General features: G+C 52.3%; 9 protein-coding genes. 7 read left to right on the top strand and 2 right to left on the bottom strand.

What is annotated here, in order from left to right; genetic code table 11:
• Positions 1-56 precede the first annotated feature (56 nt).
• A complete protein-coding gene (locus MT343_RS06860) occupies positions 57-731 on the bottom strand; it encodes a response regulator transcription factor (protein ID WP_145469397.1) in 675 nt (224 codons plus the stop codon).
• Between the two features lie 168 nt (positions 732-899).
• Positions 900-2,852, bottom strand: coding sequence for an acetate--CoA ligase (acs, locus tag MT343_RS06855; RefSeq protein WP_145469396.1), 1,953 nt, complete (start codon positions 2,850-2,852; stop codon positions 900-902).
• 653 nt (positions 2,853-3,505) lie between these two features.
• On the opposite strand from acs, the gene MT343_RS06850 reads away from it, so the two are divergent.
• The 7 genes from MT343_RS06850 to MT343_RS06820 all read left to right on the top strand — a co-directional run bounded on the left by MT343_RS06850 (position 3,506) and on the right by MT343_RS06820 (position 18,185).
• A complete protein-coding gene (locus MT343_RS06850; protein ID WP_145469395.1) occupies positions 3,506-4,657 on the top strand; it encodes a DcaP family trimeric outer membrane transporter in 1,152 nt (383 codons plus the stop codon).
• A 728-nt stretch (positions 4,658-5,385) separates the two neighbouring features.
• Positions 5,386-8,427 (top strand): DUF11 domain-containing protein, encoded by a 3,042-nt coding sequence (locus MT343_RS06845; RefSeq protein WP_145469394.1) that lies wholly within the window; start codon positions 5,386-5,388, stop codon positions 8,425-8,427.
• Between the two features lie 10 nt (positions 8,428-8,437).
• Positions 8,438-9,457: a hypothetical protein gene (locus tag MT343_RS06840; protein WP_145469393.1), complete on the top strand. Its 1,020-nt coding sequence runs from the start codon at positions 8,438-8,440 to the stop codon at positions 9,455-9,457.
• 13 nt (positions 9,458-9,470) lie between these two features.
• Positions 9,471-9,932 carry a DUF11 domain-containing protein gene (locus tag MT343_RS06835; RefSeq protein ID WP_145469392.1) on the top strand — a complete coding sequence of 154 codons (462 nt, stop codon included), beginning with the start codon at positions 9,471-9,473 and terminating at the stop codon, positions 9,930-9,932.
• Between the two features lie 14 nt (positions 9,933-9,946).
• Positions 9,947-11,122 (top strand): DUF11 domain-containing protein, encoded by a 1,176-nt coding sequence (locus tag MT343_RS06830; RefSeq protein WP_145469391.1) that lies wholly within the window; start codon positions 9,947-9,949, stop codon positions 11,120-11,122.
• 2 nt (positions 11,123-11,124) lie between these two features.
• Positions 11,125-17,004 carry an OmpA family protein gene (locus MT343_RS06825; protein ID WP_145469390.1) on the top strand — a complete coding sequence of 1,960 codons (5,880 nt, stop codon included), beginning with the start codon at positions 11,125-11,127 and terminating at the stop codon, positions 17,002-17,004.
• A 158-nt stretch (positions 17,005-17,162) separates the two neighbouring features.
• A complete protein-coding gene (locus MT343_RS06820) occupies positions 17,163-18,185 on the top strand; it encodes a DUF2804 domain-containing protein (protein ID WP_145469389.1) in 1,023 nt (340 codons plus the stop codon).
• Positions 18,186-18,312 lie beyond the last annotated feature (127 nt).

Here is an 18,312-nt window from a genome sequence, read left to right as displayed (position 1 = left end):
AAACAGGAGCAATGGCTCCTGTTTTTTTTATGCTGCTTCTGACTGGCAGGCGACGGTCAGACCTGAGTCGCCATCAGGGTATCCGGTTTTTCAAAATCCAGACTCTGCACCGAAATAACGGCCTGGGTACGGGTACGCACACCCAGCTTACGGAAAATGGCCGTTACATGAGCCTTGATAGTGGCTTCGCTGACGTCAAGATCGTAGGCGATCTGTTTGTTCAGCATGCCTTCCGACATCATGGTCAGTACACGGAACTGTTGTGGTGTCAGACTGGCGAGACGTTCAGCCAGATCCAGCGCATTCTGGTTTGGCTGATGCTGATGGCGACGTGCGGCATCGGGCAGATAAATATCCCCCTGTAACACCATTTCGATGGCTTTGGCGATATGTTCCAGCGGTGACGATTTGGAAATATAACCGGACGCTTCATGATCGATCGCCTGACACATAATGGCCGGATCTTCACAGGCCGAGACAACGATCACCGGAATTTCCGGGTAATGTGACCGCAGAAAAACCAGCCCGGAATAACCGTGTGCTCCCGGCATCTGCAGATCCAGCAGAATCAGATCGGCGTCTTTATGCTGCTCCACCACCTGCTGCAATTCCGGCAGCGATTCTGCCTGCTCAATCGTAACATCGGGTACCAGCTGTTTAACCGCCTGCTGCATAGCCGTGCGGAATAATGGGTGATCATCAGCAATGATGATTTTTTGTGCGAGCTGCATAGTCCCCTCCGGAGAATCCTGCTCAGCGGTTTAACCGCTGACTATTGTTATTGTGCGACATTTTATCAGCAGATGCTTGTGTCCACTGTAAAAACGCAAAAAACTGCCCAGAGAATTCCCTGGGCAGCTCCGTCAGACACGCAATGATGACTTAATCATCCGTGCTGATCATCCGCGATTCAGGCGCTTATCGATCAGTGATTCCACCACCGACGGATCGGCCAGAGTAGAAATATCTCCCAGAGAATCATGTTCGTTAGCGGCAATCTTACGCAGGATACGGCGCATAATTTTGCCTGAACGGGTTTTTGGCAGCCCCGGGGTAATCTGAATCAGATCGGGTGCCGCAATCGGGCCGATTTCGGCACGCACCCAGTTGCGCAGTTCTTTCACCAGCTCTTCGCTCGATTCTTCACCGGCATTCAGAGTGACGTATACGTAGATACCCTGGCCTTTGATATCGTGCGGATAACCCACCACCGCAGCCTCAGCCACTTTCGGGTGTGCAACCAGCGCACTTTCTACTTCAGCGGTACCCATGCGGTGACCGGATACGTTGATCACGTCATCCACACGGCCGGTAATCCAGTAGTAACCGTCTTCGTCACGACGCGCACCGTCACCGGTAAAGTACATACCACGGAACGTAGAGAAGTATGTCTGCACAAAACGCTCATGATCGCCGTATACAGTACGGGCCTGACCCGGCCAGCTGTCGATCATCACCAGATTACCTTCAACCGCACCTTCCAGCAGCATGCCGGAGTTGTCTACCAGTGCTGGCTGCACACCAAAGAACGGACGGGTTGCTGAGCCTGGTTTAGCATCGGTAGCACCCGGTAACGGGGTGATCATGATGCCGCCGGTTTCAGTCTGCCACCAGGTATCGACAATCGGGCAACGCTCTTCACCGATGGTACGGTAATACCATTCCCAGGCTTCCGGGTTAATCGGTTCACCCACCGACCCCAGCAGACGCAGGGATTCACGGTGCGTGCCTTCAACGGCTTTCGCGCCTTCGGCCATCAGCGATCGGATAGCAGTTGGGGCGGTATAAAGAATGTTGACCTGATGCTTATCGACAATCTGCGAGAAACGGTTGATGTCCGGATAATTCGGCACACCTTCGCACATCAGGGTTGTACCGCCATTAGCCAGCGGTCCGTACAGCAGATAGGTATGACCGGTAATCCAGCCCACATCGGCGGTACACCAGTAAATATCGCCATCGTGATAGTCAAAAACGTACTGGTGGGTAATAGACGCCCAAACCATATAGCCACCGGTGGTATGCAACACACCTTTAGGCTTACCGGTGGAGCCGGAGGTATACAGAATAAAGAGCGGATCTTCAGCGCCCATTTCTTCTGCCGGGCAATGCGGAGAAGCCAGGCTCACCAGATCGTGATACCAGACGTCGCGGGCCGGATGCCAGGCGACATCAGAGCCGGTGCGCTTAACCACAATCACTTTTTCAAGTGAGCGGATCGCAGGATTGGTCAGCGCTTCATCCACGTTCGCTTTCAGTGGCACTTTCTTGCCACCACGCACACCTTCGTCTGAAGTGATGACGATTTTGGCGTTACTGTCTTCGATACGACCCGCCAGAGCATCCGGCGAGAAACCACCAAATACTACCGAGTGAACGGCACCAATACGGGTACAGGCCAGCATGGCAACCGCAGCTTCCGGAATCATCGGCATATAAATGCAGACGATATCGCCCTTGCGTACGCCCTGACCACGCAGCGCATTGGCAAAGCGGGAAACTTCTTCATGCAGCTCTTTATAGGTGATATGACGATCCTGACCCGGATCATCGCCTTCCCAGATAATGGCGGTCTGATCACCGCGGGTTTCCAGATGGCGATCCAGACAGTTGGCTGAGGCATTCAGCGTACCGTCTTCAAACCATTTGATGTTGACGTTGTGATCGTCAAACGACACGTTGCGCACACGGGTGAAAGGTTTTATCCAGTCAATACGCTGTTCTGCCTGCTCACGCCAGAACCCTTCCGGGTTGATGACGGACTGCTGGTACATCTGCAGATACTTCTCGTTGTTAATCCAGGCGGAATCAGCAAATTCCGGTTTGACTGGATAAACCTTCTGGTCGCTCATAGCGTTCTCCCTAAGTGATTATTTTTAAAGCTCGCTAGTGCCCGGCGGCAATGTATATCTTATGACTCATATTGAGTGACCGGCCGCTCTTCCCCAAATTAGACAATGGTCTATCGGCGAAAAAACCGGGCAATCAGGCGCGGATTACAGACGATCAACCTTCAGCTCCCTTACTTCTGGCCAGATTGCCCTGATGCATCCCTTTTAAACCAGGCATCCGCTTTCCGGCTGTGTGCCGGAATACAAATACCAGTATCTGTTTAATACCCCTGAATGAAACGCTGAACCAGTGTTTCTTTATTACTTATCTTGCTGATATCTAAAGGAAAACTGATCAGCCCGCATATTACCCCGGATATTCACCTGTGCCTGTCCCGAATGAATAACATGCAACCAAAGATCTGAAGCGACAGAAGTTAACGGTATAAGCTGCTTGACGGAAATATGCTCATACCCACCGCTCATCCGCACCAGAACGGCACACAAAGGTCCGTTCCCGCTGCTGTAAAGCGCCGACGCTTATCCGTAGTTCAGCAGAGAGTTAGTAAGTACTTCTACTTAACGCCTTGCAGCTTCGACCTTTGGCTAATTTCGTCGCACAGAAACTGTGCACCATAGTGAGCAGGCACAACTATGATAATAAGGAGAGCGACATGCGTAAGACTTCTGCAATTCTGTTGGCCGCGGCACTGCCGATGGCTGTTCAGGCAGCAAATACCGAGTTCAGCTATGGCGGCTATATCAAGATGGACGCCATGATGAGCACCTATTCCGATGGTGATATTGGCGCAGGCAGCCTGGGTCGTGATTTTTATGTACCGTCAACCATACAAACCAGTGGCGGTACCGGCGAAGAAACCAGCAGTGTCGACTTCAGTGCCAAATCGTCACGTCTGAACTTTAAAACCGTTACCACCACCGACAGCGGTGAGAAAGTAACCGGTTTTATTGAAATGGATTTTCTGACGGCACTCGCGGCAGGTGGAGCTGGTAACGAGGTTGTTTCCAACTCCTATAACCCTCGCTTACGCCATGCGTTCTTCACCTATAACAATCTGACTTTTGGTCAGACCTGGTCGACGTTTATGAACGTTGGCGCCCTGCCAGAAACCGTAGACTTTCTCGGCGTAAGTGACGGTACTGTATTTAACCGTCAGGCACAGATCCGCTACACCATGGGTGACTTCCAGTTTGCTCTGGAAAACCCGGAAAGCACCGTTGCAGGTGTTGGTGTTACCGATGATGTTGGCTTGCCGGATATGGTCGCCCGCTACAATATCAAAGCCGGTGATCATGCCTTTACCGTTGCCGCCATTGGCCGCCAGATGGCTTACCAGAATGGAGTATCCGGTGCAGGCAAAATCGACGAAAGCACCAATGGTTTCGGTGTCAGCCTGTCCGGTATGGTCAAGCTCGGCGCTGACGATCTGAAGTTCAGCTACACCACCGGTAATGTCGGTCGTTACGTCGGCCTCGGTGCTGTCAGTGACGTAACAATCGCAGCTAATGGCGATCTGAAAACAACAACCGTTAATGCCGCCTTTGTTGCTTACCGTCACTTCTGGAGCGATAAGATGCGCAGCACCATCGCTTATTCCATGCTGGATGCTGACTACGATGACGACACCATTGCTGCAGGCTTGGTTGAATCGTCTTCGAGCACCCGTCTGAACCTGATGTATTCCCCAACCAAAGAAGTAACCTATGGTGTGGAATACAGCATGGCTACACTGGAAAAAGTGACAACCACCAAGAACGAAGGCGATATGAACCGCCTGCACTTCACCGCCAAGTACAGCTTCTGATCTGTACCTGACGCGTCTGACAAAAACCCGGCTCCGGCCGGGTTTTTTATTGCCTGATCAATACCCAAAATTCACCAGCTCCGTATAACCCAGCCGGTTATAACAACATTCTCAATAATGCTGTTGGCATTGCCTAAGTGTTTTCCACATTTTTCCGTACGTCTTTTGGTGCATCTTTTGGTACGTCGGTATCGCGGAGAAAAGCTGAAAAGACGATGCGCTTTCTTATCAATGTGAATAAAACGCATTGCTTAGACTGCTGGGAAAACATCGATAAATCGCCTGCCGGCCGGTTACAGAACAATACAGCAGCGTTCACTTACACTCACTGACGACTCATTTTTGGCATATATGCAGATGTATTCATTGTGAAATTGACGGTTAATTATAAACAATCATATCAATGTCACAAAAATACTCGTTTGGTTACAAATGGTTACTTCGAGGAGAGGGAAAAGACCTGGTGACATTTTTTGTCACATTCCCCTCATAAACGACAGTTATGACGTGTATTTTTTTAAGATTTTTTCCTGCATTGCTATTGAATGTGAGGAAAAATGTCACTTTTCAAGTAAACGAAAATTATTCTCTAAAAACAGCGTGTTACATCACAGTTTTACCCATTGCTGGTCGCCTGCCAGCAAATTGACTCAACCATATGCCCTACCTAAGATGCGCGCACAACGCACAGCACCAGGAATAACTGGCACAAGGGTACGGATTACACTTTGAGCGAACGGGTAACATTTAACATTAAAGTTATTAATAAGCCTGCTTATATCTTTCGTCTGGAAGGGATCACGCTCGTCTTTGTTTTTGTTCTTATCTCCGCCCAAACCCTTGCCGCTGAAAATATTATTCTGCGCGAAAGCTATGCCGGTAACCTGTCGTTTGCATTGACCGGTAACACCATGCGCTCTGGCAGCAATGGCTGCTCTCTACTTAACAACTCCAGTGCCGCTATCAGTATCCCTGCCAGCAGTAATGTCGTTGCCGCGTTTCTGTACTGGTCAGGCTCGGGCAGTAACGACACTCAGGTTAACTTTTCCGGCGCCAATATCAGCGCCGATGTCATTTACAACGAGAATATCGACGGTCTCAGCTACTACAGCGCCCGGGCTGACGTTACCAATCGCGTCAGCTCTGTCAGCGCTACATACAACGTCTCCGGCCTTAATTTCGATCGCAGTAGTTCTTACTGTACCGGTGGCCGCTCATATGGTGGCTGGGCTCTGGTGATTGTGTATGAAAACGCGCAGGAGCCTCTGCGGGTAGTGAATATCTTTGATGGCTTCCGTAATTTCTGGAACAACTCGATTACCCTTACCCCGAATAACTTCGTTGTAGCCGATAATCCGGCAGCACTGGGTGGCAAGCACGCGCACATTACCTGGGAAGGTGATGCCGATATTTCCAACTCAGAAAATCTGCGCTTCAACGGCTCTGTATTAAGCGGCAGCGGTAACCCTCAGGGGAATCAGTTCAACTCCTATTCCAACTCGACAGCCAGCAGCACCTCTGGTGTCGACGTAGATATTTACAATATCGGCAACTACCTTACGGCCGGCTCTCAGTCCGTCACATCGGTCTATACCAGTGGTCAGGATCGCGTCTATCTGAGCGCAGAGATTATCAGTATTCCGAATCGCGATGTCGCCGACCTCAGTCTCACGGTGAACAATCCGGCAACGGTACAACGTGGTGATAATGCCGTGCTGGCACTCCGTGTCACCAATAATGGTCCCCGCTCAGCCAATGCAGTTCAGGTTGAAATTCCTCTGACTGACGGCCTTAGCCTGTCGTCGTTCTCTGGCAACAACTGGCTGTGTTCATCGCAGAGCAATGCGGTTATCTGTCAGCTCAGCAACCTGGCCAGTAATCAGTACAGTGATCTGTCAGTTACTCTGTCCACGGCTGCAACCACTCTTAACAGCGAAAGTCTGTCAATCAGTACCAGCAGCAATACCTTCGATCACCGCATGAGTAATAACAGTCAGCAGGTTACTCTCGCTATTGTTGATCCGGATCTCAGTACTTCGGTTAAACGGGTGTTGGATCTGAATGGTGGTCAGGTTCGTCCGGGCGATACGCTGCGCTTTGAAATTGAAATCACAAACAGTGGCGCTGCTGTAGTGAGCAATATGACACTGACAGATCATATCCCTTCACTGATCAGCAGCTTTCAGGTTTTCAGCCACCCTGCCGGTGCGCAATTAACAACACAACCAGCACCTGCCGGAAATTTCGGCCGCGGCGTGGTCAGCCTTTCTGCGCTGACGATACCAGCCGGTGAGTCACGCATTCTGACGATTGATGGCGTCTTGTCTTCCGGTGCTCAGGATAGTGACAGCTTTACCAACACTGCGATCCTCAGCGGAGCTGGTCTGAACCTGTCTCTGACGTCACCCGTAATCACGGTTAACAGTGCTCTCAGCATCAAAGGCAATAAGCCTCTCTATTTACAGCCAAACCTCACCCTGACCCGGGTAGCAACGACGGACAGCAGCTCCGCAATCGAAATTACCAATAACAGCACAGTTAACTGGCAGTTAACCCCTGCGCTGCAAACGGATATGGTGCTGAATTACAGCCAGGGTATTCCATTCCGCTTTTATGCCCGCAATGGTTACGACGGTGGTGATAACAGGGCCTATAACCATACCTTTGATATCCGCCTGTCAGCCAGACGCTCCGGTACAGACATACTGCTGGCCAGTCGGACGCTGACCGCCGAACTGCTGACTGCCGGCAATAACAGCGGACTGGAAGTTATCCGGGAATTTAATACCGACCTTAGCGTGCAAAATGCAGAACCATTATTAAATGGTGATATTTTGCAGATCAGCATCCGCCAGTCTGGCAGCCAATACTCAGATCCTGTCGACCTGTTCCTGCGCCGTAACGGCAACAACAGTCAGGTCGCACTGACCTCCAACACCGTTATTAATGTTGATAGCGTTGCACTTTATGACGCGCCATACCCTGGTGGTAACACTCTCAATGCCGCTCAACGTGGGCAGGCAATTTATATTCGCGGCGAAGTATCCGACCCTTTCGGTGCTGACGATATTACCGCTGCGACATTGAGTTTATTCGACCCAAGTGGCAATCAGTTACTTAATAACACCACCTTAACCCCTGTTGCTGCCAGCAATGCTGTTAAGGTTTATGAATACAGCATCACAATGGCAACAGATGCATCCGCAGGTAACTGGAAAGCCAGTATCAGAGCGGAAGAAGGCTATGAAAATCTCGTATTCAGCAGTAAAGATCTGAGCTATCCGATTCTGCTCTTCCCGCAATTAAATCTGACTAAAAACGCTGAAGTTATTTCTGATCCGGTTAATGGCAGCACTAACCCCAAAGCCATTCCGGGTGCAGAAATTATTTATACCCTGACTGCGTTAAATCAGGGTGAAGGCCAGACCGATGCTGACACTCTTGTTATTGACGAACAAATTGCTGCCACCACCAGCCTTTATGTCGCCGATTTTAATGGCGCAGGCCCGGCTGATTTTATTCAGGGTGCTGCTAACAGTGGTCTTACCTACGGCTTTAGCGCATTAAATGCTGCCAACGATGATCTCGATTTTTCCAACGATACCGACAGCAGCGACGGCATTACCTATGGCTACGTTCCGCAGCCAGATGCCGAAGGCTTTGACGCCAATGTCACCTATATCCGCTTTATGCCGAAAGGCACGTTAAACCCCGCGTCTGGCAGCAGCCAGCCGGAATTCAAGTTTCGCTACAAAGTAAAGGTCCAATAAGGAGCATTCCATGCAGACCATTAAACGTACGTCCCTGCTTCTCGCAGGTATGCTTGCCTCGGCAAGTGGCTGGGCGGCAACCTCTGTCGGTACCCAGATTGAAAACACGGCAACGGCTACCTACTACGCACCGTCCGATGCAACCTCACAGCTGACCGTCAGCAGCAGCACGGCTTTTGTTGTACAGGAAAAAATCGACGTTGCAGTAACCAGCAGCACCACCAATGCTCTGGAAGTTCAGGCCGGCAGCACTGCTCAGGTCATTGAATACACCATCAAAAACACCGGTAACGGTGATGAAACCTTCGACCTGACCGTCAGCAACGGTACCGGCGACGCGTTCGATGTTACCAACGTCAAAATTTATCTGGATGACGGCGTACCAGGATTTCAGGGCACCGAAACCGAAGTCACACAAATTAACCTGACCCCGGAACAGGCCACCAAAATCTTTGTGGTGGTTGATATTCCGGTTGCACAGGGCATCGACGATATCGCCAATATCGAATTCAACGTGACCTCTGCGACCCCAGGTGCTGCAGCCGGTAATCAGGGCGATATTCTGGCTGGCCAGGGCGATGGCGGTACCGATGCGGTACTGGCCAATAATGCCGGCGGCGCGATTAAAGCCAGCAGCTATAAAGTAACTGCAACCGCCGGTCTGGTTGTTATTACCAAGAGCATTCTGTCGACCGAACACCCAACCCTGGGCAGCGTAAAAGTGCCAGGCAGTGTGGTGACTTACCAGATTCTGGTTCAGGTAACCGCCGCCGTTAATAACCTGCGCATTGTCGATGACCTGCCACTAAACCTGACCTACGACGCCGGTTCCCTGTTACTGGCTAACAGCAATCTGGCAGGCACACCACTGACAACGACCAATGCCTCAGGCAACACCGATTCTGCAGCCGATGCAGATGCGGGTCGTTATGACGCCAACGCTGGCAGCAACGGTCGTGTGACCTTTGTTTTGGGTAATCAGGCAGCCGCCGGCGATTACACCATTCAATTCACCGCAACCATCGATTAATAACGAGGTATTTATGCGCACTCTTCTGCTCGCATTTGCTTTTCTTCCTGCTCTGGCAATGGCCGAAGTCAGCCTGATTACCGAGGCTTTTAAAATCGTTCCGGTGCAACAGGCCGACGGCAGCGTTGTGGAAGAGTGGCAAACACCTGAGAAAGTAGTACCCGGCGATAAAGTCGGTTACCGCATTTCTTACAACAATAACGGCAAGGAAGCTGCTGAAGGCGTTGTAATCAATAACCCGGTTCCTGCCGAAACGATTTACATCGCCAACAGTGCAACCGGTGCCAACAGCACCATTACCTATTCCGTTGACGGAGGTCAGAACTTTGGCAAAGCCAGCGAACTGACCGTCACTGCACAGGGCAATACCCGTGCGGCAAAAGCGGAAGACTACAGCCACATCCGCTGGATGCTGACTCAGCCGGTCGAAGCCGGAGCCAGCGGTAAAGTGGAATTTAAAGTTCGTATTAAATAACCCGGAGAATCTGTATGAAAATACAAAAACTGATTCTGCCTGCTGCTATGTCCTTCGCCGGCCTCGTAAGTTTTGGGGCTCAGGCGGCGACAAAAGCCGGTATTGAAATCGTAAATACCGCAGCCCTTAACTATAAAGTGAATGGCGTTGCGCAAACTCAGGTAGAAGCTGAGAAAAAACTGCAGGTCGACGTAAAAATCGACTTTAATCTGGCACGTGCTGATATTGCAGCGCCAAATGCATCAACTGAAATTGATGTTGCTGGCAGCAAATACTACGTGATGGGTAAATTTGATCTGGCCAACACCACTAACGCGCCAACCACTTTCACCCTGGCGCCGACAAATGGTGACGGCACTGAGGCACTGGGTTTTACCGGTACAGATTACACCTCACTGACCGATACCAAAGATCCGGTAAGCAGCCTTTTTAAACTGTACAGCAGCGCTGCTGGTGCTGCCGCTCCGGCAACCGAACTGACTGGTAATATCTCTCTGAATGAAGACGGAAATGCCAGCAACACCACGGCACTGGTTTGGGTTCTGATTCCAACCAGTGAAATCAAAGGTGTGGATAAAGATGTATTCGCCGTACAGTTAACAGCAACCGCAAGCGAAGTGACTGTTGTTGGCGAAGCCAACCCTGTTGCTGTTGTTAATGATGTTGCAAATACCGACACCGATGCTGTTCAGTTTGTATTTGCTGATGACGCGCAAGCGGGTGATGACGAATCTGCAATCGGTAATGCTACCGAATCTGCATGGGACGCCCTGTTCCTGGCCTTCCCGGATTTCGAAACCACTGATCCGACTGATCCAACTAACCCAACCAAAAACGGTTTCATCAAAACCTCGGTTGTGCTGTGGGATCCGATTAATGAAACCAACAATCCGAAAGCCATTCCTGGTGCAACCGTTCAGTACAGCATTACGCTGACCAACCTGGGCGCAACGGATGCCAATGATGTAAACATCAGTGATGCTATTCCGGCTAACACAACCTTCTGTGACAGCAGCAACAGTCCGGAACTGTGTGCAGACGTTACAAGCGTTAACGCACCAGCGGCAACGCTGACTTACGTTGCACCGACCACTGGTCCGGCTCTGAACGGAAGCAACATCGAAGCGGTATTCGCTACGGTGAAGTCGAATGAAACCAGCACAATCACCTTCACAGTGAAGATCGACTGATTATGCTGAACAGCCTGCAACGCATTCGCACTCAACTGTTGAACAGCGGTCATCCGACCGCCGTTCGCGGCTGTCTGTCATTTGCCGTTGCCGGCTGCTTGCTGTTCAGTCAGCAGGTATTGGCCGCGGTTACCCCGGCCAATACTCCCATTACCAATACCGCTGTTGCTTCTTTTGAACGCAGCAATGGTTTAACCGACAGTGTCAGCAGTTCTGCAACACTGGTTACCGAAGAAATTAATCCGGCAGCCGTCGCTCCGACGCCGGCCGAGATGCTGTTACTGCACAACGGCGGATCATCCGCTTCCGGCACCGCCATTAATGGCAGTGAATGTGCCGACAGCAGCGGTAATTTTTCTGCATTAACCGCTTTTACCGATTTATCCGGCAATGCACAGTCTTTGCCTGGCAGCTACCAGCTGAATGCCGTCGAATACGGTTTCAAAATTGGTGAGCCTTTAATTATTCAGGTAGTGGAGCTGGATAAAAATCTGAATTCAGCCCGCCCCGACCAGATTGAAATCGATGTCCGCAACAGTAATGGCAGCGACATCGAACATTTACGCTTAACCGAAACCGGCGACAACACCGGTATATTTGTCGGTGTTTTACCGACCCGTTTAGCCGATGCCAGCGCCACAAATTACGATTGTGCGTTATCGCTGAAATATGGCCAGACCGTAACTGCCCGTTATCAGGACAGTGCCGACAGTACCGACAGCGTGACCCTGAATACCCGCTTTGATCCTTACAGCCGTGTATTTGATTCACAAACCGGCGCACCGGTTAATGGCGTTACCGTAACCCTGATTAATGCCGATACCGGCCTCGCGGCCAGCGTATTTGACGACGATGGTGTTACTCCATGGCCAGCCAGTGTTGTCACCGGTCCTAAAATCTCTGCTCAGACTGTTCGCACCGCAGCACTGGCCAGCGATACCAACAGCTTCCCGGATGGCAGCTTCCGCTTCCCTTATGTGCCGGCCGGTAATTATCAGCTGCAGTTTGAAGCGCCGGCTAAATACCGTGTGCCATCGGAGCTGGGCAGCGACGATCTGAATAATGTGCCGAATGGGCCGTTCGAACTGAATACCATTTCCCGTGGCGAAGTATTCAGTCTGGCGGGCGGCCGGGTATTTATTTCCGATATCGCCGCCGACCCGCTTGAGGGTGGGGTATTACTGAGCAAAACCGCCAATAAAAACGAAGCCGGCATTGGTGATTTTGTACAGTTCACCATTCGTCTGAATAATTCCCAGGTGGTCGTAAAAGACGCCAGCATTGTTGACCAATTGCCACTGGGAATGCGTCTGCGCAATGGCTCTGTACGTATTAACGATGAAAAAATTGCCGACCCGGTTATCAGCAATAACGGCCGCCAGCTGACTTTTGCCCTGCCCGATATCGCCGCTAACGGTTCATTATTACTGACTTACGTCACGCAGATTACCGCCCAGGCACAAGGCGCTTTAATCAACAAAGCCTGGCTGGTTGACGACGATGTAACCAGTAACATCGCTCAGGCTCAGGTACAGATTGCCGACGAATTTTTTAAAGACAGCGCGCGTTTATTTGGCCGCGTCTACCTTGACGACTGTAACGGCAACCTCGATGCCGAAGCCGTCTCCAATGTGCGTCTGTTTATGGAAGACGGTACCTATGTCGTCACCGATGCCAATGGTGAATGGCATATCGAAAACGTCCGTCCGGGCACCCACGTCGTACAGCTGGATACCGCCACCATTCCACCTTATATGGAAGTGGTCAGCTGCGATGAACGCGGTTTCCATGCCGGCCGTGCATTCAGTCAGTTTGTTGATGTGCAGGGCGGCAGTTTCTGGCGCGTCGATTTTGCGCTGAAAATGAAAACCCCTGAAAGTGGCGAAATCCGTCAGCGTTTGAGTCATCAGCTGGTACCTCTGGCGGCTATGGCTGATGGCAAACTGCCTTACAATTCCCCCGTGCCGGAAAAACTGCGCTTTACCGTCGACCTCGAAGGCAACGGTCTGGAAGTGAACAACGTTATTCAGATGATCGCCCTGCCCGACGGTGTTATTTACGAGCCCGGCAGCAGCGTACTGGATAATGTCCCGTGGGAAGATCCACAGATTTCCTACGGTACGCTGATTTATAAACTTGGCGATAAACCGGCCGACTGGTCACACCAGCTGCAGTTTTCGGCCATCGTCAGCGATAAAGCCGACAGCGGTGAATTAACCACGCGCTCCATTACCCGCTTCCAGGCCGAAGGTCAGCCCAAGCAGCAGATTAAACCAGCCAGTACCACCGCCGTGCTGCAGCTGCCGCCGGACGATGGCCAGGTAAAACCGATTAATCCGCCGAAATTCGATAATTTTTCTGATGTTTTAACGCCGGAAGATAAATCGAATCTGAAAAACGTGATTGACCGTCTGGCAGGCCTGCGCAATTTAACCGTACAGGTCGTTGGCCATACCGACAGCACGCCGATTGCACGCCGGAATAAACATATTTATGCCGATAATCAGGCACTGTCTGAAGCCCGGGCATCATCGGTGGCCCGTTATCTGGCCGAACAGCTGGGCGTTGAGCCGCAGAATATCCGTGCCGTTGGTAAAGGCTCCTCGGTGCCGGTGGCCAGCAATGCCAGCCGTGATGGCCGCGCATTAAACCGTCGTGTTGAAGTCAAAGTACTCAGCGGCGATCCGGATATCCGTCTGGCGACTATTGCCAGCGACATGCAGGTAGCTTCGGTACAGGCCAGCCTGCCCGGCTTTATCCGTAATTTACCGGCTACAGCAGCCGGTAATCCGGCCGCACTGATCGCTGAACAGCCAATGCCGGAATTTGATCAGCACTGGTTTGAAACCGCCGCCGATCAGGCACAGTGGCTGTGGCCGCCGCTCGATCGCAGCCCGTCGATTGGCTCGGTGAAAATTGCCATCTCCCACGGCGCCGGTGAGCGCATTAAATTGTTGCTCGATGACCAGCCGGTCAGCCCGCTGAACTTTGATGGCACTACGCGTAACAGCAAACGCGATCTGGCCGTCAGTATCTGGCGCGGTGTTGATATTCAGCCCGGCCCTAACCGCTTCAGCGTGTTTGTGATTAATAAAGACGGTGACATCGTCGATCAGTTTGAGCGCACTGTTCAGTACGCTCAGGAACCGGCCAAAGCAGAACTGGTAGAAAGCCAGAGCAATGCCGTGGCTGACGGTCTGACGCCGGCCACTATCGCTGTGCGTCTGACCGATAAAGACGGCTTCCCGATCCGCGCCAATATTCTTGGCGATGTTGAAGTCCAGGCGCCTTATACCCTGTACGATGAATCGCGTCAGATTGAAGGCAACCCGCTGGGCAATATCCAGCAGCCACAATACCGCGTGGGTGATAACGGTGTGGCGCTGATCCGCCTGACACCCACCAACCAGGCCGGTGAAGCGGTGCTGACCTTCCGCCACGCCAATGGCCAGAAAGATGAGCTGCGTGTGTGGCTGAAACCGGCTCCGCGTGACTGGATTCTGGTCGGTCTGGGCGATCTGGCGGTCGGTTATAACAGCGGCAATGGTGACCACAACAGCCGTCAGGCCGCTGGTGTCGACGACAATCTCTGGCACGATGGCCGGGTTGCCTTCTTTGCTCAGGGTCAGGTGCTGGGTGAGTGGTTACTGACCGCCGCCTATGACTCCGGCAAACCGGAAGCCGAAGCCTTTGCCAGCGTGATCGAGCCCGACCGTTATTACACCCTGTACGGTGATGCCAGCCAGCAACAGCTGGACGCCAGCTCAGCACGCAAACTGTATGTACGTCTGGAGCGTGAGCGCTTCTACGCTATGTTCGGTGATATCAACACCGATCTGAACAACAGCACTCTGGGCCGTTACAGCCGTAAGCTGACCGGTGCTCAGGCGGTTTACCATGGCGATGTGGTTGAGCTGTCAGCCTTTACCAGCCAAACCAGCAACGGCTTTGTGCGTGATGAAATTCAGGGTGACGGCACCTCCGGTCTGTATCGTCTGCGCAATAAAAATATTGTGCTGAACAGTGAAAAAATCCGCATTGAAACCCGCGACCGTTATCGCAGCGAAGTTATTATCAGCAGCGAAGACCTGAACCGTGATGCCGATTACGTTATCGACTATCAGGACGGCACCCTGTACTTCAAAGGGCCGGTCAGCAGCACCGATGAAAACTTTAATCCGCGCTATATCGTGGTTGAGTACGAAACCGAAGCCGGCGATAACCTCGGTTATATCAGCGGCGGCCGCGCCGGAGTCAAACTGCTGGATGAGCGCATCAAAGCCGGTGTGACCGCCATTACCCAGAATCAGAGCGGTGATGACCGTCACTTGACCGCCGCCGATGCGCGCATCACCTTAGGTGATACCGAAATCAAGGCCGAAGTAGCCCAGAGCGAAGAAGTTATTAACTCTACTGCGGCAACCGCCAATGCACACCTGCTGGAAGTGACACACCGTACCGAACAACTGCAGGCCACCGCTTATGTACGCAGCCAGGACGAAAACTTCGGCCTCGATCAGACCGCGCAGGGTGAAAATGACTACCGCAAAGAAGGCATACAGGGCAGCTACTACTTAAGCGACCGTGACCGCCTGCAACTGGAAGGTTTCCACCATCAGCAACTGAGCACCGGTTTCGATAAATACCAGACTCAGCTCGACTGGGTACACCGTCTGGATAACGACCAGCAGATCTCTTTCGGTCTGCTCAGCGCACAGGAAGAAAACGAAACAGCAGACCAGTACACCGACCAGTTAACCGCCGGCTTCAGTACCCGCGTACTGAACGACCGCCTGACGCTGAACAGTATGCTCTTGGCCAATGCCAGCGCCCGCAGCGATGCCTACGACCAGCTGCGTCTTGGCGCCGACTACCGCCTGACCAATGACCTCAGCCTGTTTGCCGAGCATGAAACCGGGTTTGAATCTGCAGCACCGGAGCGCACTGTGCTGGGTATGCGCGCCACCCCATGGAGCGGCGCCAAAGCTCAGCAAAGCATCGAACAGGTTGAGCAGGATGATGCCTACCGTCTGTTTGCCGTGTCTGGCCTGACTCAGGAAATCGCCCTCACCGACGCCCTGAACGTCAGCCTCGGCTTTGATCAGGCGCGCAACCTGGAAGCCAATGCACCGGGCGAAACCTCAGACAGTACCGAAGATTTTCACGCCACCCATGCCGGTATGTCATATCGCACCAGCCTGTGGCAGTGGAATAACCGTGTGGAATACCGCGACGGCAGCGACAGCGATAAATGGGTAGCCCGTACCAGCCTGTACCATCCGCTTAACGATGCGCTGGCCACCGGTGGCAGCCTGAATTATTTCAAAGAAGACGGCAGCAGCAGTTACAGCAACCAGCTCGAAGCGAGTTTCGATCTGGCCATCCGCCCGCGTCGCCACCCTTATGCCCTGCTCTGGCAAACCCGTTGGGTGCAGCAGGCTGAAGGCGGCGAAGGCACGCCAAGCCGCTCACGCAAACTGATCAACAATGTACACGGCAACTGGCTGTTCACGCCGGCGAACCAGCTGGCCGCCCAGTACGGTATCAAGCGCGTGCTCGATCAGTACAACAGCGATGATTACGCTTCCACCACCGACTTTATGGCGGCTGAATGGCGTCATCATCTGAATCCGACCTGGGATATCGGTGCCCACGGCCGTCGTCTGCACAGCTACGAAGCCGGCCAGACCGCGCACGGTACCGGTGTATCGGTTGGCTGGATTCCGCAGACCAACGTCTGGCTCGGACTGGGTTATAACTTTACCGGCTTTATCGATACCGATTTCTCTGCCGCCAATTTCACCGCCAAAGGCGTGTACCTGAAGATGCGCTTCAAAGCGGATCAGGAAACCCTCGCCACTCTGCGTGCGGCGTTCTACTAAGCGCCGCACGCGTCAATACTGCCCCCGCGGAATATCAGAACTGTCACTAACTGACTGGACGCAACCGTTGCAAACGCTGACAATACGCCATCATTCTCAAATAAAAGTGCCGGTTTTTTATCCGGTTGCTTGATAACAAAAACCGATAAGGAACTGGCATGACCTCCCGTGATCAACTGATTAACGCTCAGGGCCAACCGGCATTTGGCATCTTTCCTGATGGCGTCAGCGAACTGAATTATCTCGATTATGATCTGCGCTCGCCGATGGATCGCAAGCGCAGTGCGCTGGCCAAACGTTTTGGCTTTAATCAGTTTCAGTTTGTCAGTTTTATCAGCCCACAGTTAATTGTCGGTCTTGCTATTGTCGATCTGAAACTGGTGAGCAACGCTTTTCTGTATTTATACGATCCGGAAACTGAAGCCTTTGAAGAATTCAGTTTTCTGCAACCGCTGGGCAAAAACACTCATATCGAACCACGGCCGAATGACGGCAATGCCGAATTCCGCAAAGGCGCTAATACCTTCAGCATCAAAGCCAGCCGTACTCCGGGTGTGCGCAAAGTATCGGTGTCACTGGCCAAGGGCGTACACATTGATGCCACCATCGACGAAAGCACCTCCTATAACCCGCTCGCGATCTGTACCCGCGCCGGTTACCAGGGCTGGGTATTTACCCAGAAAAGCACCGCTCAGGTCTGTAATGGAGTAGTCGACTGGCACGGGAAAAAATACGATCTGCAGGCCATTGGCGCACTGGCTGGCGTCGACTGGACCGGCGGTTTTATGCGCCACGAAACCTTCTGGAACTGGGGCAGCCTGTCATGCCGGCTGAGCGATGGCCGTCGTCTGGGCTTTAACCTCGCCGCCGGAGTAAACGAAACCGGCTTCAGCGAAAATGCCATCTGGTTAGACGGCAAGATGATTAAAGTGGATATGGTGGATTTCCGTTTTGACCGCTATCACCCGGATCATTCCTGGGCGCTGCGCTCCGCCGATGGCAGCATTGATCTGCACTTTGAGCCTAAAGGCCGGCGTCAGGAAAAAACCAATGCGCTGATTATCGCGTCCAACTTTAATCAGTACTTTGGCCAGTATCATGGCGAGATTCATCTGCCGGATGAAAGCATTCACCTTGAAGGCGCCTGGGGTCTGGTCGAAGACCACTACGCCCGCTGGTAAAAGACGGTTGCGGAAGCCGATGTTCATTCGCGGGCCAATATTATCCGGCCACGCGAATGATCAAACACGCCAATAGCGAAAATCTGACGGCTTTTGTATAGTCATTCTGACAAATGACTGCAGGATG

It is taken from the genome of Venatorbacter sp. C2-1, assembly GCF_022832715.1.
In the GTDB taxonomy this organism is placed as follows: domain Bacteria; phylum Pseudomonadota; class Gammaproteobacteria; order Pseudomonadales; family Oceanobacteraceae; genus Venatoribacter; species Venatoribacter alkanivorans.
The sequence above is the reverse complement of the archived record's forward strand: the minus strand, read 5'-3'. Positions and strand labels throughout refer to the sequence as shown.

What these genes read in the sequence shown, in the direction of transcription:
- MT343_RS06850 (WP_145469395.1), top strand. Translation starts at nt 3,506, where the DNA reads ATGCGTAAGACTTCTGCAATTCTGTTGGCCGCGGCACTGCCGATGGCT.
- MT343_RS06825 (WP_145469390.1), top strand. Translation starts at nt 11,125, where the DNA reads ATGCTGAACAGCCTGCAACGCATTCGCACTCAACTGTTGAACAGCGGT.
- MT343_RS06820 (WP_145469389.1), top strand. Translation starts at nt 17,163, where the DNA reads ATGACCTCCCGTGATCAACTGATTAACGCTCAGGGCCAACCGGCATTT.
- MT343_RS06835 (WP_145469392.1), top strand. Translation starts at nt 9,471, where the DNA reads ATGCGCACTCTTCTGCTCGCATTTGCTTTTCTTCCTGCTCTGGCAATG.
- acs (WP_145469396.1), bottom strand. Translation starts at nt 2,852, where the DNA reads ATGAGCGACCAGAAGGTTTATCCAGTCAAACCGGAATTTGCTGATTCC.
- MT343_RS06860 (WP_145469397.1), bottom strand. Translation starts at nt 731, where the DNA reads ATGCAGCTCGCACAAAAAATCATCATTGCTGATGATCACCCATTATTC.
- MT343_RS06830 (WP_145469391.1), top strand. Translation starts at nt 9,947, where the DNA reads ATGAAAATACAAAAACTGATTCTGCCTGCTGCTATGTCCTTCGCCGGC.
- MT343_RS06840 (WP_145469393.1), top strand. Translation starts at nt 8,438, where the DNA reads ATGCAGACCATTAAACGTACGTCCCTGCTTCTCGCAGGTATGCTTGCC.